The sequence below is a fragment of the Corynebacterium sp. KPL4072 genome, assembly GCF_037908395.1.
GTDB lineage: Bacteria > Actinomycetota > Actinomycetes > Mycobacteriales > Mycobacteriaceae > Corynebacterium > Corynebacterium kefirresidentii.
This window is the reverse complement of record NZ_JBBMGE010000002.1, coordinates 175,243-190,933: the sequence shown is the minus strand read 5'-3', so window position 1 is coordinate 190,933 and position 15,691 is coordinate 175,243. Positions and strand designations below refer to the sequence as shown.

13 protein-coding genes are annotated in these 15,691 nt (G+C 59.5%); 6 read left to right on the top strand and 7 right to left on the bottom strand.

Annotated elements, in window-relative coordinates:
* The first annotated feature begins 2 nt into the window (after positions 1–2).
* From WMP97_RS02745 to WMP97_RS02735, 3 genes are all read left to right on the top strand, one after another.
* A complete protein-coding gene (locus WMP97_RS02745; protein ID WP_239207877.1) occupies positions 3–1,397 on the top strand; it encodes a hemolysin family protein in 1,395 nt (464 codons plus the stop codon).
* Positions 1,397–2,455, top strand: coding sequence for a CNNM domain-containing protein (locus tag WMP97_RS02740; RefSeq protein ID WP_284798752.1), 1,059 nt, complete (start codon positions 1,397–1,399; stop codon positions 2,453–2,455). The genes WMP97_RS02745 and WMP97_RS02740 overlap by 1 nt, the downstream gene beginning before the upstream one ends.
* A gap of 220 nt (positions 2,456–2,675) precedes the next feature.
* Positions 2,676–3,548 carry a hypothetical protein gene (locus WMP97_RS02735; RefSeq protein WP_200288774.1) on the top strand — a complete coding sequence of 291 codons (873 nt, stop codon included), beginning with the start codon at positions 2,676–2,678 and terminating at the stop codon, positions 3,546–3,548.
* Between the two features lie 241 nt (positions 3,549–3,789).
* Here WMP97_RS02735 and WMP97_RS02730 read toward each other — a convergent pair whose 3' ends face one another.
* From WMP97_RS02730 to WMP97_RS02720, 3 genes are all read right to left on the bottom strand, one after another.
* Entirely contained in the window at positions 3,790–5,292 is a 1,503-nt protein-coding gene (locus WMP97_RS02730) for a hypothetical protein (RefSeq protein ID WP_200288773.1), read from the bottom strand.
* 366 nt (positions 5,293–5,658) lie between these two features.
* A complete protein-coding gene (locus tag WMP97_RS02725; protein WP_086588326.1) occupies positions 5,659–6,339 on the bottom strand; it encodes a hypothetical protein in 681 nt (226 codons plus the stop codon).
* 251 nt (positions 6,340–6,590) lie between these two features.
* A complete protein-coding gene (locus WMP97_RS02720) occupies positions 6,591–8,423 on the bottom strand; it encodes an AMP-dependent synthetase/ligase (RefSeq protein ID WP_340439734.1) in 1,833 nt (610 codons plus the stop codon).
* 94 nt (positions 8,424–8,517) lie between these two features.
* Here WMP97_RS02720 and malQ point away from each other — a divergent pair, with 94 nt between their 5' ends.
* A complete protein-coding gene (gene malQ / locus WMP97_RS02715; RefSeq protein WP_239207881.1) occupies positions 8,518–10,641 on the top strand; it encodes a 4-alpha-glucanotransferase in 2,124 nt (707 codons plus the stop codon).
* 50 nt (positions 10,642–10,691) lie between these two features.
* Here malQ and WMP97_RS02710 read toward each other — a convergent pair whose 3' ends face one another.
* Together WMP97_RS02710 and WMP97_RS02705 are read right to left on the bottom strand one after the other, a co-directional pair.
* Positions 10,692–10,931: a hypothetical protein gene (locus tag WMP97_RS02710; protein ID WP_086588323.1), complete on the bottom strand. Its 240-nt coding sequence runs from the start codon at positions 10,929–10,931 to the stop codon at positions 10,692–10,694.
* Complete coding sequence (locus WMP97_RS02705; RefSeq protein ID WP_200288770.1) at positions 10,924–11,139, bottom strand: hypothetical protein; 216 nt, start codon at positions 11,137–11,139, stop codon at positions 10,924–10,926. The genes WMP97_RS02710 and WMP97_RS02705 overlap by 8 nt, the downstream gene beginning before the upstream one ends.
* Positions 11,140–11,177: 38 nt before the next feature.
* On the opposite strand from WMP97_RS02705, the gene WMP97_RS02700 reads away from it, so the two are divergent.
* Positions 11,178–12,476 (top strand): carboxylesterase family protein, encoded by a 1,299-nt coding sequence (locus WMP97_RS02700; RefSeq protein ID WP_239207882.1) that lies wholly within the window; start codon positions 11,178–11,180, stop codon positions 12,474–12,476.
* Here WMP97_RS02700 and idi read toward each other — a convergent pair whose 3' ends face one another.
* Both idi and WMP97_RS02690 read right to left on the bottom strand, forming a co-directional pair.
* Positions 12,477–13,013 (bottom strand): isopentenyl-diphosphate Delta-isomerase, encoded by a 537-nt coding sequence (gene idi / locus WMP97_RS02695; protein ID WP_239205092.1) that lies wholly within the window; start codon positions 13,011–13,013, stop codon positions 12,477–12,479.
* Positions 13,010–13,558: a hypothetical protein gene (locus tag WMP97_RS02690; RefSeq protein WP_239205090.1), complete on the bottom strand. Its 549-nt coding sequence runs from the start codon at positions 13,556–13,558 to the stop codon at positions 13,010–13,012. The genes idi and WMP97_RS02690 overlap by 4 nt, the downstream gene beginning before the upstream one ends.
* Positions 13,559–13,739: 181 nt before the next feature.
* Between WMP97_RS02690 and WMP97_RS02685 the strand changes: the two genes are divergently transcribed.
* Positions 13,740–15,629 (top strand): ABC transporter ATP-binding protein, encoded by a 1,890-nt coding sequence (locus tag WMP97_RS02685; protein ID WP_239207883.1) that lies wholly within the window; start codon positions 13,740–13,742, stop codon positions 15,627–15,629.
* Positions 15,630–15,691 lie beyond the last annotated feature (62 nt).

Here is a 15,691-nt window from a genome sequence, read left to right as displayed (position 1 = left end):
TCATGTTATCGGCTATTTTGATGATCCTGGCCGGATTTGTAGTCATCGGCCTCATCATCGTCGCGAATGCATACTTCGTGGCCCAGGAATTTTCTTTTATGTCCGTGGACCGCACACAGCTGCGGTCCCAGGCTGCTGAGGGGGATAAGACGGCGCAGCGCGCGCTGGCTATTACCCAGCAGACCTCCTTCATGCTCTCCGGCGCGCAGCTCGGCATTACTATTACCGGCCTGCTCATCGGTTATGTGGCCGAGCCGCTCGTGGGCCAAGGACTGGGCGTCCTGCTCGGCGGTGTTGGTGTACCGAGCGCAGTGTCTATTACCGTGGGCACCATCCTGGCGCTTTTCATCTCCACGATTGCAACCATGCTCTTCGCGGAGCTTTTCCCCAAGAACTACACCATCGCCGCCCCTATGAAGACGGCGCGCTGGCTGGCCTCCTCCACGCAGCTTTACCTGCGGCTATTCGGCTGGCTCATCCACTTCTTTGAGTACTCTTCCAATGCCATCCTCAAGGTTTTTGGCATTGAACCGGTAGAAGACGTGGACTCCTCCGCCACCGCCGATGACTTGGAATCCATCGTGGATTCCTCCCATGAGGCCGGCGATCTGGATGAGAATACTTATATGGTGCTCGACCGCCTGCTGGATTTCCCTGAGCACGACGTAGAGCATGCCATGATCCCGCGCTCCCGCGTGGACGTCATTGACCCGGACACCACCCTTGGTGAGGTTCGCGAGATGATGTCGTCCGATCACACCCGCTACCCCGTCATCGATGACGAACATAACCCGGTGGGCGTGGTGCATCTTATCGACGTCCTGGGAAGCGACCTTCCCGCCGCCACCAAGGCCACCAGCATCATGCAGGAACCCGTCGTGGTTCCTGAGCTGATGCCGCTGCCGGATGTGGTAGAGGAGCTGCGCGATAGCGACCAGAAGATGGCCTGTGTTATCGATGAATACGGTGGCTTTGTGGGCATCGTGACCATGGAGGACTTGGCCGAGGAAATCTTGGGTGATGTCACCGATGAGCACGATATCGAAGAAACCGAGGAAATCACGGAGCAGGACGATTCCCACTGGGTGGTAGATGGCGATACGCCCATTGATGAAATCGAGCGGGCCATCGGCCACGACCTGCCTGAGGGCGACTTCGAAACCGTCGCTGGCCTCGTCATCGCCCACTCCGGCGCGTTGCCAGAGGTCGGTGAGGAACACGCCATTCAGCTCGAGGCCGAGCCCGATGATTGGGTGGACCACGATGAGGCGCCCGTGCGCTCTATCCGCCTGCGCGTGCAAGAGGTGGACCGCCACGTGCCCTCCGTCCTTGCCATCGAGCTGGTGGAGGATTACCCCGACCAGTCCGATGATGACGACGAGAAGGAGGATGCATAATGACCGAATCTTGGTGGTTTAACCTCCTCGTTACCCTACTTATCATCGCCGCTTCCGGCTTCTTTGTGATTATCGAGTTCTCCTTGATGGGCGCTCGCCGTCACCGTTTGGAAGAGTATGCGGAAAATTCCCGTACTGCCCGGGCCGGCCTGCGCTCGCTCAATGAACTGACCATCATGCTTGCCGGCGCGCAGCTGGGCATTACCGCCGCTACCTTCGTGCTGGGTGCCGTGACCAAACCGTGGGTCCACCACTTGCTCATGGCCCCGCTCGAAGCTGCAGGCCTACCACTGGGCATTGCCGATGTCGCTAGCTTTATCCTCGCCCTCTTCATCGTCACCTTCCTTCACTTAGTGCTGGGTGAGATGGCGCCGAAATCTTGGGCGATCGCCCACCCAGAAACCGCACTGCAGGTCATCGCGGTACCCGCGCGCGGCTTCGTGTGGATCTTCCGCCCGCTGCTGAAATGGATCAATGTCATGGCCAATAAGCTCGTGGCCATAGCTGGCGAAGAGCCCGTCGATCGTGCCGGTGCAGCCGGCTACGACGCCGAGACCCTGCGTACCTTGGTCGAGCATTCCCGCGAAACCGGCGCATTGGATGATGACTCCGCCAACCAGATTTCCGATGTCATCGAGTTGGAAAACTCCACCGTTGGCGCCATGGCCCGCGCCCATGGCTCCGAGGTAGTGCCCCTGCCTTCCGACGCCACCGTGGACGATCTCCAGGACCTCGTCGTGCGCAAGAACATCATGCGCGTACTGGTCTTTCCTAAGGACTCCCGCGTTCCCCGCGTAGTCCACGTGCGCGATACCTTGCTGGCAGCTCCGGAGACCCCGGTCCTCGAGTTCTCCCGCCCTGCCCTGTCCGTGTCTTCTTCTACTACCGTGCAAAAGACCTTGGACCATATGCGGGCCCGCAACGAGCAGCTCGTCATGGTGGGTAAGGCCGATAAGGACAATGCCGTGTGGATCCTTACCTGGGATGACATCATGGGCCAGCTGTGGCCGCAGATTACCGAGCAGCTAGACAAGGTCACCCCTCCCCCGGCCGTCTAAGTCCCGCTCGTCCCCGCCCGCGCCCGCCCCTTTTTTGCCGGCGCGGCCTTTCCTATTTCCCGCCCTCGCGCAAGTGCAGCCTCTCCACCTTGTGGACAAGTTCGCCCCTGCTTACCCCAGCAGCCACTTTGAGCACTTGACCATCTCAGCCTCCTCGTTATCCACAAGCCCGGCCGTTACTTCCTCGCGCAGGCCAGAAGCGTGTCCTTTGCTTAAAGGCATGACAACACCACTGACCAATATCGATTCCATCCGCGCTAACCACCCCACCTTTTGGACCGACCTGAAAAACGGCACCTACCTTAAGCTCGCACCGCGCATCGCTGTCCGGCGCGATCACTATCATTGCCTCGATTTCCCGTCCCAACTGCGCCTGCGCGCCATTGCCGCCGCTCGCAGTGCCTATACCGCAGTACTCATCTCCAAATCCGCCGCCCGAGTACATGGCCTGTGGGTCATCGCCACGGCCGAGGAACAGATTGAGATGGCACTTCCCACCAATACGCTCCCCCACAAAGACCGCCGCCACCCCGAGCGCATCTACCGCAAGGCTTCCCTGCCTGAACCTGTCCTCGTGGACGGCGCCCGCTGTGTTTCCAAAGCCCGCGCGGTTATCGATATCGCCCGCTACCACGGCTTTCGCGATGGCCTCATCGCCGCCGACTCGGCACTACGCGCCGGAGTAAGCCGGGAAGAACTCACTCAAGAATTCGCCCGCATGGGAAGAGTACGCAATAGCCGCATCGTCCGCGCTGTGATCCACCATGCCTCTGAGCTTTCCCGTTCTCCATATGAGTCCTTTGCCCGCGCCCTTATCATTGAGGCTGATTTCCCGTGGCCTATTTTCTTCAAAGCACAGTTCAAAGCTCTTCCCGACATCACGACCGCTCTGTGTATCAACAACGCCTATCTCGTTGACATCGTCTCTGCGAAGGCGCTGCCCCACCTACGCGAGCGTCACCAGCTCCTACGAAAGGCGGGATTCACCGTCCTTTGTTATTCCCCGAGACAGCTCGTCGACCACCCCGACCGTTTTCTGTCCGACCTTACCGCCACCGTCTCCGCTGGGCAGAAGGCCGCCCGTTCCGCTTAAGTCCGCGGTTTCTACCTGCCGCCACATCTGACTTCCTCTCCCCTATCTTTCCCTCCCCTGCCATTCGCGCTCACCGGCAGCACTTTCGCGACGAAATCTGCCGCGCCGGTGAGCGCGAAGGGAGGGTGTGAGAATATTTCTCGGGATGCGACGCAACAGTGACTACAAATCGAAAGAGCCTCCCCGAGAACATGCTCGTGGAGGCTTTACCGATTCCAGCTAAAGACCTAAGAGAATGGTCTTACTGGTTGATGCGCCATGGGACGCTGTTCTTCGGCAGCATGCCATGGGTGTAGAGGTAGTCAACGGCAGACAGAATGCCCAGTACCGTGCCGCCACCTACCAGGGCTGCAAGGAAGGAGAAGCCGGCCACGGAAGATAGGTCCGCGTCCTTGCCATCCTTGCCGTTGATACCGTCGCGACCATCGCGTCCGTCACGGCCGTCGCGACCGTCGCGGCCGTCCTTGCCGTCCTGGCCATCTTCACCGTCGCGGCCGTCCTTGCCATCGCGACCGTCGCGGCCGTTCTCGCCGTCCTGGCCATCGCGACCGTCGCGGCCGTTCTCGCCGTCCTTACCATCGCGACCGTCGCGACCGTCGCGGCCGTCGCGGCCGTCCTGGCCATCTACGCCATCCTGGCCATCCTTGCCGGGAACAACGACAGCCTCGCTGGTAGAAGGCTCGGTGGACTCCTCAGGAGTGGTTTCCTCGGAGGAAGGTTCCTCGGAAGGATCGACCTCAGCAGGCTGATCCTTGGTCTTCTTGCCGTTGAGCATATCGGAGCACAGCTGGCCGGCCGGAGCGTTGACGGCTGCCAGGTCGGAGGCCGCCGTAGAGATATTGTTCAGGGAGTCTTCGATGCTCTTCTGCTGATCCTTGCTCAGCTTCAGGTCGCCAGCGACGTTCGCACCTGGAACCAAGCCAGCGATGGTAACGGCTGCATTAAAGAGCTTCAAGATAACCTTGGTTCCCTTGCCAAAGGTACCGTCTGCGAACTTGAGCAGGCCGGATACGGTCTTCTTTGCGGCATCCGGGTTATTCATATCAACATCGGCATCGGCATTATCGATACGTCCGATGGCCATGCCCTGGGCACGGGAAAGGTCCCAGGTAACGGTCTTGTCCTTCTCGCCTTCCTTGACCAGCTTGGCAATGCCATCCCAGGTCTTCCCGGAAATCTTATCGATGAAATCGGCCGGAACCAGGTCACCGACTACCGGAATGATTTCCCAGACGGTCTTGATAATCTTCTCGCCGCCATCGTAGAACGCCTTAGCTAGGGCAAGCTTGAGGTCGAGCAGGTTGCCTTCCTTTTCAGGGGCATCAGTCACCTCACAGACCAGCTGGTCCTTCTTTTCGTCTTTAACCACCTTGACGTTCACGTCGTCATTGGAGGCCTCGGTCTGTGCGAGCTCATCAAGAGAGGTCGGCTTTGCAGGCTTCTCGGGGGCCGGAGTCTCGGTGGCTTCCTCAGCACCATCTACAGCATATGGGGTGATGGAATCGGCGGCATCGTCTTCCGCGTCGAGTTCTTTCATCGCCTTATCACCGGCGTTGTTTTCCTCGAGCAGGTTGCCTTCTTCATCGAATTCGATGCCATTGAGGCTTACGGTATCGTCGGTGGTCTTTTCTTCGACGAAGGTAGTGTCCTCGGCAGCGACGGCGGTAGGAACAACGGTAATGGAAGAGAAGGTGGCTACGGCCACTGCGCTGGCAATGAGGCGAGAAGTTCGGCGTGCGCCCATGGTTTGACTCCCTGTAGATATGGTTGAAGAATTTAATTGCGCGCGCCGCGTGTAGATGATGCTAGGGCACGGCGTTCGCGTGGACGGAAAATACCCTACAGCGCTCTAAGAGTATTTTCTACTTAAATTTTAAGGGTGACCTGGCAACAACATCGCTGGCTACAGGATCTAATCAGCTGAACAGGCATAACGTGGACTATCTGAAACGGCTGTTAACCTAAAATTCTCCTAAATTTCTACCCGAATTGGGGCAGATCCCTCCGGAAATCCACGCATAAATCCACTGGAAACTTCAACGGCCACCGAGAGAGGGAATCTCGGTGGCCGTGAACATCCCCTTGTCTAAAACAAGGAAGCCTCAATAATTTATGCAGTAGTAGCCCGGCGAGCCGCTTCACGCTTAGCGCGAACCTTTTCCACCACCGCCGCTACGCGGGCACGCTCCTCCAAGAACTGCGGCGGGTTATGCCCTCGCATCGTGCGCACATAGGCGGGGTGGGTATCAAGCACCGTGTGCTTCCACGCTTGGACTGCAATGAGAGCAGACTCGCCGGTGCGCTTGTACAGGTGCGGCAGGGAGACCATGTCGAGGTTGCGGGCCACGGCGTCGGTTTGCGCAAGCACGTACTCGACTACCTCGCGCAGGTAATCCGCCACGGCCTGGGTACGGTAACGCAGGGACTGGGCCAGCTCGTGCACCACGATGGGCTTGGAGATGGGGAATCGTTCATCCAGCAGGCGCGGGGTGAGTTGTTCCGGCTCTTCCACGTCGTTCACACCGGAAGAAGCGGCGGAAATCGTGCCGGAGCGCACGCCGGAAACCAAAGCTTGGCGCAGGCCCATCAGCTCGCCCACGCAGCGGCCGGAGTCAACGCGAGCATCTTCGACGATATCGCCTAGCTCGGCCAGGCAATCCATGCACAGCTCTTCGTCCCAATCCTCGATGGCTTCAATGAGGTGCTCGAGATATTCTGCGACTTCGTCGCCGATATTATAAATCTCTTGCGTAAGCTCGCGGTGGCGCAGCTCGGCGGCGATTTTGTGCATTGGCTTCGAGCCACTCCTTCCACGGTCCCATTTCTAACCTCTAGTAGAGGTTGAGGTTTGCTGTAACGCTTCACGACTCTATGCGAGATCCGCCGCCACGGGCGCGCGACACTCCGAAGCCATTCACAGGTTTATGGCAGGTTCGACCGCCCAGAGCAGAGGGCGGCGGGTTGAGCTGCACAAGGGGCGTCGCCAAGCAGGGCAAAAAGAAACACCCGAGGACATGTCCTCGGGTGTACCCATCGCGCAGACTAGCGCTTGTACAAATGCTCAATGGCCGCAGCATAACGCTGCGCTACCACGTTGCGCTTGACCTTCATGGTGGGGGTCAGCTCATTTTCTTCCTCAGTAAGGTCAGACTCAAGGATGTAGAACTTCTTGATGCCCTCCGCGTGGGAGACGGTGGCATTGACCTGGTTGATGGCATCCTGCAGCTCCGCGCGCAGGGTGGGATCGGTGGCCAGCTCTCGCATAGAGCGATTTTCCGGAATATTGTGGTCCAGCTTCCAACGCTTCAAAATATCCGGATCCAGCGTCAGCAGCACTCCCACGAAGGGCTTACCATCGCCTACCACCATGGCCTGGGAGATAAGCGGGTGGCCGCGCAGGATATCCTCCATCGGGCCGGGCGAAACATTCTTGCCGCCGGCCGTAACAATCAGATCCTTCTTGCGGCCGGTGATAACGAGCTTGCCGTCCTCATCAATCTCACCCAAGTCACCGGTGTTGTACCAACCATCCTCGAGGGCTTCGGCCGTTGCCTCCGGGTTATTCCAGTAACCGTGGAAGACGATATCGCCCTTGATGCAGATTTCGCCTTCATCGTTAATGCGGAAGGTTACGCCGCCCATGGGCGGGCCGACGGCGCCGATGGACTGGTCCACAAAGTCCACCGCGGCCGCGGCGGCAACCTCGGTGAGGCCGTAGCCCTCATAGACCGGGATACCGATGCCGCGGTACCAGTGCAGCAGGTCGTGGCCCATGGCGGAGCCGCCGGTAATGCAGTAGTTCACGTTGCCGCCCACGCCCTTACGGATGGTGGAATAGACCAGCTTGTCAAAGACCTTGTGCTTGGCCTTCAGCAGGCGATCTGGCCCCTCCGGCTTGTCCAAAGCCTTGGAGTATTCGATGGCGACCTTTTCGGACTGCTCAAAGAGCAGGGTCTTGATGGCAGAATCGGCGGCCTTAGCAGCGGCAGAATTGCGCACCTTTTCAAAGACGCGCGGCACACCCAAAATGACGTTCGGGCGGGAGCGGGCGAACTCGATGGAAATGGTGGAAAAGTCCGACCAGTGGTTCTGGGAGGCACCGCGCATGGCCACCGCAATGGATACCGCGCGGGCAAAGACGTGCGCCAGTGGCAGGAAGGTCAAGGTATGGCTGCCCGGGACGGCAAAGATACCAATGGGATTGGTGCACAGGCCGCGGGTCTGGGCCAGCCAATTGCGGTGGGTGAGGATGCAGCCCTTGGGGCGGCCGGTGGTACCCGAGGTATAAACCAGGGAGGCCAGGTCATCGGTGGAAGTGGCCTTGATGCGGGCGTAGACCTCCTCCGCGGCCACGCCGCGGCCCTCGAACTTGAGGGTGTCAATGGCAGAGGAGTTGATTTCCAATACGCGGCGCAGCTGCGAAGGAGAGCCCTTGAGGTTGGGCTCGCCATCTTCTTGCAAAACCAGGTTTTCTACCAGTTCGGAGTGCTCGCGGGTTTCTGTAATGGCCAGCACTGCGCCGGAGTCCTCAATAATCCAACGCACCTGGGAGGCGGAGGAAGATGGGTAGACCGGCACGGAGGCGGCTCCCGCGGCCCAGATGGCAAAATCCAAAAGGGACCACTCATAGCGGGTAGCAGAGATGAGAGCGACGCGGTCCCCCTGCTGCACGCCAAGGGCGATAAGCCCTTGGGCTACTTCAAAGACCTCATCGATGAATTCTTTGCCCGTTACATTGACCCACTCGTAATTTGCTGGGCGGGTAAACATGACGCCGTGCGGACGCTTCTTCGCGGTGTCCATCAGGGCGGTCAGGCAGGTTTCGCCCGGCTCGATAGTAAATTGCGCCGGGGTATGCACTTCTTGCAGGGTCACGCGGTGTCCTTTCGAACAGCTATTTATTAATCTCCGCCTACTGTACCAATCTGTTTCCCAGCAGGCGCGTTGTCCCCGTGGCACAATGTGGCCTGTGACTACCCGCGACTTGCTTGAAGAACTCGCTCAGCGCCACGGCGTGGCCACCAGCTATGCCTCCCAGTCTGGTTTCCCCGTCCACGTTGCTGAAGACACTATTACCTATACCCTGCGCGCCTTGGGCGTGGCCATCGAAGATAACCCAGACGATGCAGCCCTGACGCAGCTGCTTTACGACGACTACCTCACCCGCTCCTCCCAGCCCCTTCCCCACTGCGTCGTCGCACCCCAGGGTCAGGAGCGCGGGTTCGTTGTGCATGTACATGCCGGCGACACCGCCAACGTACACATCGAATTGGAAGAAGGCGGCACCCGCGAGGTCTACCAAGATCGCAACGACGCCCCAGACGCAGACGTCGATGGCACGCTATGGGGCGAGGCCAGCTTCCATATCCCTGGCGATCTGCCGCTGGGCTACCACGAGCTGGTGCTGGAGTCAGAGGGCATCGGCAAGCATGCCTGCTCGCTGATTATCACCCCGGCGCACCTCACCACGGCCGATGAGTTTGTCGAGCACCCGATTAGCGGCGTGATGGCGCAGCTTTATTCGGTGCGCTCGGAGTCTTCTTGGGGAATAGGTGATTTCCAGGATTTGGGGCAGCTGGCTGAAACACTCGCCCCGCATGCGGATTTTTTGCTGGTCAACCCGCTGCATGCAGCCGAGCCGCTACCGCCGATTGAGGATTCTCCCTATCTTCCCACCACGCGGCGTTTTATCAACCCGCTCTACCTGCACATCGAATCCATCCCGGAGCTCAAGCTGTTGCCGGAGGACTTACAAGATGATGTGCGCGAACTGGCCGAAGAGTTTCGCCAGCGCAACCGCAGCGCAGATGAAATTGAGCGCGACACCATTTTTGAAGCCAAGCTGCAGGTGCTGCGCGAGCTTTTTAATTACCAGCCCACTCCGGAGCGCGAAGAGGCTTTCGTAAGCTATGCCCGCGAAGAGGGCCGCGGGCTGCGCGATTTCGCTGCCTGGTGCGCGCAGCGCGATGCCGCGGCGCAATCGGGCCAGCGCCATGCCGAGGGCTTGGATATGGACAAGCTCACGCGTTTTTATTCCTGGTTGCAGTTCCTCTGCGATGAGCAGCTAGCCGCCGCGCAGCAGCGTGCGCTCGATGCCGGCATGCGCCTGGGCCTGGTCACTGACCTGGCGGTGGGCGTGCACCCAGGTGGCGCCGATGCGGTAAATCTCACCGAATACTTGGCACCGCAGTGCTCGGTGGGTGCCCCGCCGGATGACTATAACCAGCAAGGCCAGGATTGGTCGCAGCCGCCGTGGCACCCGCAGCGCTTGGCCACCGCCGGCTACGCCCCGTGGAGGGAGATGCTCTCCACCGTGCTGCGCCATGCCGGCGGTGTGCGTGTGGACCACATCTTAGGGCTTTTCCGCCTGTACTGGATCCCGCGCATGGCCAGCCCGCTGACGGGCACGTATGTCTCTTATGATTTTGAGGCCATGGTGGGCATCTTGGCTCTGGAGGCGCAACGCGCTGGTGCCGTGGTCATTGGTGAAGACCTCGGCACCGTAGAGCCGTGGGTACAAGATGTGCTCGCTCAGAAGGCGGTGCTGGGTACGTCCATCGTGTGGTTTGAACGCGACGATGATGACTACTCCCCGCTGCCGCAGGAGAAATACCGCCAGCTGGCGCTGTCCTCAGTCAATACGCATGATCTGCCGCCCACCTTGGCCTACCTGCGCGGCGATCATATTTCGCTACGCGCGCACCTAGGCGTGCTTACCCGCTCGGTGGAAGAAGAGCAGCGCGATGACATCGAGTGGCAGGCCCGCGTACTCGCAACCGTGGCGGACCGTGGCCTCTTGCCACAGCGCGATTACCTCGTAGATCCGGCAGAGCGCGCTTCTCGCGGCGCGGAGGAGGATATAAGCGAAGCGCTGCATCGCTATATCGTAGGTACACCTTCGGCTCTTGCGTGCACCAGCTTGGTGGACATGGTGGGTGATGTGCGCGCACAAAATCAGCCGGGTACCACGCACGATCTTTATCCCAATTGGTGCGTGCCGCTATGTGATACCAACGGCGCTCCCCTGCTCATTGAGGATCTTCCTAGTCTGGAATTCTTCCAGCGCTTAGAGGCCACCAGCCGGAAAGCATAAAGCGGAAGGCCTAACGCCGGGCCTAGGCGCTGGTGCGGGGTGGAGCAGGTTTAGGTCCACAGGCCGATCAGTGCGACGACTATCACCAGCGCGATCATCGTCCACAACGTGAGCGTGACACGGGATTTGGGCAGAGCGCGCTTGCGTTTAACGGGCTGTGCACCAGGCGTGGCCGCCGAGGTAGAAGACTGGCCGGCGCGCTTGGCTTCGGGGTCCCAAAGGCCCTCGCGGGGGTTAGCGCGCAGCTCGGCGCGCTCTTGCCGTGCGCGCTCGTTATTTTCCTCAGCCATGGTGGTCTATTTTAGTGCTGTGGCTGCGTTGCTGGGAAATCATGCGTTTGCCTCGGTTGGCTATGTAGTCGACCACCCACATCAGGCACCACGCTACGACCACCATGAGCGGCACGGCGATGGCCACCACGATGACCATTTGAATCCACACGGGCGCCTGCACCAACAATTGCGATAGCGTGCTGCCCAAGCTCGTCAACCACTCCATGGCTACTTATCCTACTTGCTCGCGGTAGTCTGGCTGACATGTCGAGCGCCCAGATTCCTGTTACCGTCGCCACCGCTTCCGGCCGGATCACCGGCGTGCGCCGAGATGGCCTGCACTATTTCCATTCGGTGCGCTATTGCAACATCCCCAGCCCCTACTCTCCTGCCGAGCCATATGATCGCAGCGTCGATCAGGATGCCCGCGAGCCGCACCCAGAAGATATTGCTTTGTCCATTACCACTCCTGCCGATGCCAACGACTGCCCTGTGGTGGTCTATGTTCACGGCGGGCGCTACGAGCACGGATCGCACGAGGATCCGCGGCTTTCGGGGACAAAGAATGCCCGTCACGGTGTAATCCAAGTCAACGTCGGTTATCGGGTGGGGTTGGCTGGTTTCGTGCGCTTTGACGGCGATGAGGCGGACCGCTACCGCGCCATCGATGACTGCCTCCTAGCTTTGGAGTGGCTGCAGCACAATATCGAGGCCTTTGGTGGCGATAAAACCAATATCACCTTGGTAGGCCAATCCGCTGGGGCGGCGATAAGCTTGTGGCTCGCACGCCGCGATCACTTCCGGGGCGGTTTCCGCCGCGTGCTGGCGCTCTCGCCGGCATTCCCACGCGACCGCTTCGAGCACCGCGTCACCGACCTGCGCAAGGCTCTAGGTGTGCCGGTCACGCGCCAGGCTTTAGAAAAAATGGACCCAGAATCGCTGGCCAAAGGGTATGCCAAATTCCGCAAGAAATATCGCTTCGATGTCGCGTTGGGCCCCGCGCCACTGCGGGCCGAAGAACTGGCGGATATCCCTATCGTGGTGACATCTACCCGCGATGAGTTCTATGACATGCCCACAGCCCAGCGCATTGACAAGATGGCCCTGGCGGGCTTTATTACCAGCTATCTTTCGCCCAAGTTTGGGATTTCGCAGGGGCGCTTCAAGCAGTGGCGGCAACTGGCGCATTATGTGGATCCGCAGCGGCCGATGGGCCGGCTTATCGGTGATGCCGCAGTGCGACGTTGGACCGCCCAGGTAGCCGAGTATGCTCCAGGACCTACGTGGATGATGGAATTTACCCGCACTAATGCCCCCGCAGTGCACTGCGCCGAGCTCGGCCCACTTTTTGGCGGCAATGGTAGCGAAGGGGAAAACAACGCCCCCGCCGAAGAGCTCAACGAGTGGCTACGCCATTTTGCCACCACGGGTGAGCCCGGATTCCCCAGATATGGCGATGACCACCAGGTGCTGGAATTTGACCTCGATACGGGCGAGCGTCGCCTAGCCTATGCCACCTTGGACTATGTGGCCGCGGCCTTTTATAACGACGAGGAGCTGTAATTACAGCGCAGCACGCAGCTTTTCGTCCGCTAGCTCATCAATCATCCACGGGCTAAAGACGCCAGGCATGGCATCGGCGGCAGCAAAAAGCCGGGCCGGCTCGACCCACTGGTAGGAATCTACTTCCTCGGGATTGGGCTCCCACTGCGCATCGGGGGCAAGCTCGACGGTAAATACCGGGCAGATTTCGTTTTCTACCGTGCCTGAAGAATCCACCGCGCGATAAGAAAAATCCGGCAGGATAAGCCGCGGGGCGGATAGATCTGAAGGCGCGATGCCTAGCTCAAAGGAGGCGCGGCGCAGTACTGCAGCCGTATTCTCCTCGCCGGGAGCGGGGTGGCCGCAAAAAGCATTGGTCCACACGCCAGGCCAGGTGAGTTTGCTCAGCGCGCGGCGCGTGACTAGCACTTTGCCGCCGCAGGTTAGCCAGGCGGAGAAGGCAAAGTGCAGCGGGGTATCGGAGGTATGAACTTCGGCCTTGGGAGCGGTGCCGATGGGTTCGCCCGCGGCAGAGGCCAAGACTACAAGTTCCGTCATAGATTAAGGTCTCCTACCCAGGTCACGTTGCCTACGTGGAGGCGCGCATTCCACAGGTTGCCAGGAGTGACGTCGTAGCGGTATTGCAGATTCACCGAGGCACCCGCTCCCAACGGGTGGTCGAGTCCTGGTGGCTCCACATCCGGGGCAGACTGCTCGTCATAGGGCAAGGAATTAATCTTGGCCCAGCCACCATTGCCGTCGGCGCGTTCGAGGGTGGGATCTTCAAAGGCGTCGACCGGCAAGGGAACGTCGTTTTCATTCTTCAGCAGGATGGTCACTACGGAGCCGCCGGAATTGTTATCGGAATACACTCCCTGCAGTTCCCAGCTCACGCCCAAGCCCTTATCCTTTACCGGCTCGGCAAGGTTAGAAGTGACCTCTTTGTCATCGGTGTCCTTGGCCTCGTACGGGGCTTCTTCGGAGCTGGAGACGGTGATATTGTCCCCGAGCCCTGTTTCTTCCGGCTGGAGAACACTACATCCGGTCAGGGTCACGGCGAGAGCGCTGACCACGCCTGCGCCGAGTATGTGAGATTTTTTCACCGTGGATGGATCCTTTGCACGCGAAGATTGTTGTATTTCTGCACAAGTACCTTAGCCTAATCTTTCCGGAACTTAGGCATTTACTCCCGTGAACCCCGCATGTGGCATACTAGGCAGTCGCTTAAATCTCTCCTCCCTTAAAATCGCGCACTACCCGCCTTTTTGAATTGAGTGTGGTTTTATGAATTCCATCTTGCGCATTACTCGCAGTGCTTCTGCCCTGTGGCCCTATTACTTGGGCGTGCTACTAGCTGCCACGGTCACCGCAGTCCTAGCACTGATATCGCCCTTTTTGACGCGCCACGCTACCGATACGATCGTAGAGGCGCTGCAGACGGACGCCCCGGCCGGCGATGCGCTGCGCACCGTGTTGTTATTGGCTGTGGCGCTTTTTCTTGCCGACGCCGCCAATGCCCTCTTCCGCAATATTGGTGGCTACATCGGCGATGTCATGGTCTCGCGCCTGCGCGAGATTTTGTCTACCCGCTACTTTGCCAAGCTGCTCGCGCTCCCGCAGGGCTATTACGATAACCAGGTCACCGGCACGATCATCGCCCGGCTGGATCGCTCGATTGCCAATATCACGCAGTTCGTGCAGTCCTTTGCCAATAACTTCTTCACGATGATCATTCAAACCCTCGCGGTATTAGCCATTACCGCGTGGTTCTACTGGCCGCTGGCCATCCTGCTGGCTCTCCTCTTCCCGGTATATATGTGGCTTACCGCGCTGACCTCGAAGCGCTGGCAGAAATTTGAGGCCATTAAAAATGAGAATATTGACCAGGCTAATGGCCGCTTTGCGGAGGTCATAGGCCAGGTCAAGGTGGCCAAGTCCTTTGTGAGCGAGACCCGCGAGCTTTTCCACTTTGCTACGCGCTACCGCACCGTGGTGGATACCACTAAGCCGCAATCGCGCTGGTGGCACATGATGGATACCTTCCGCGGTCTGGCCATGGCGTTTATCTTCCTAGGTATCTACGGCGTTATCTTCTGGCGCACGCTGGAGGGGCATTTTTCCTTGGGCGATATGGTCATGTTGCTGCAGATGGTCTCCAGTGCGAAGCAGCCGGTCTTTATGATGAGCTGGATTGTCGATACCGCCCAGCGCGCAATAGCCGGTTCGAAGGACTACTTCAAGGTAATGGAAGAAGAGCTCGAGCCCACCGCCCCGCGCGAACTGGTGGCCGCCACCACCGGTTCGCATACCCCGCAGCTGGATCTCACGCCGGTTCGCCCGCTCGAGCCCACACCCGGCGCGCCGGTGTTTTCCTTTCAGCACGTTTCCTTCGCCTATGAGGAGGGCAAGCCCGTGGTGGAGGATATTTCCTTCGCGGCCGCTGAGGGCCATAAGGTAGCACTCGTGGGCGAGTCCGGCGGCGGCAAATCGACCTTGGTGAACCTGCTTTTGGGCCTTTACCACCCCTCAGCGGGGCACCTCGATGTGCTAGGCCACCGGGTAGACGATCTCACTGCCTCGCGCCTGCGCGCCTCGGTGGGCGTAGTCTTCCAGGAGTCTTATCTTTTCTCCGGCACCATTCGCGAAAATATCGCCTACGGCAAGCCGGGTGCCACGGAGGAAGAAATCGTGGACGTCGCCAAGCGCGCCAATGCCCATGAGTTTATCCGGGCCTTCCCGGATGGCTATGACACCGTTATTGGTGAGCGCGGCCTTAAGCTTTCCGGTGGACAAAAGCAGCGCGTCTCCGTTGCCCGCGCCATGCTTAAAGACGCCCCCATTTTGGTATTGGACGAGGCCACCTCGGCGCTTGATACCAAGTCCGAGCGCGCCGTGCAGGCCGGTTTGGATGAGCTGATGAAGGACCGGACCACGCTTATTATTGCCCACCGGTTGTCCACCATTGCGGACGTCGATACCATCATCACCTTGGACCGCGGCCGCATCGATGAGATGGGCTCGCCGGCCGAGCTGGCTCAATCCGGTGGCATTTATGCCGAACTGCTCAAACTCACTCAATCCACCTCGGCCGCAGACCGCCGCAGGTTGAAAAAATATGGCTTTGTCTCCGGCCACGCCTCCGAATCCGAGGAGGAAGAGGAGGCAGATGTCTAGGAGCCTGCACCGTCGCGGGAAGATAAGCCAGTTGAATAAAAGCGCATAAATGCGCTGGGGTG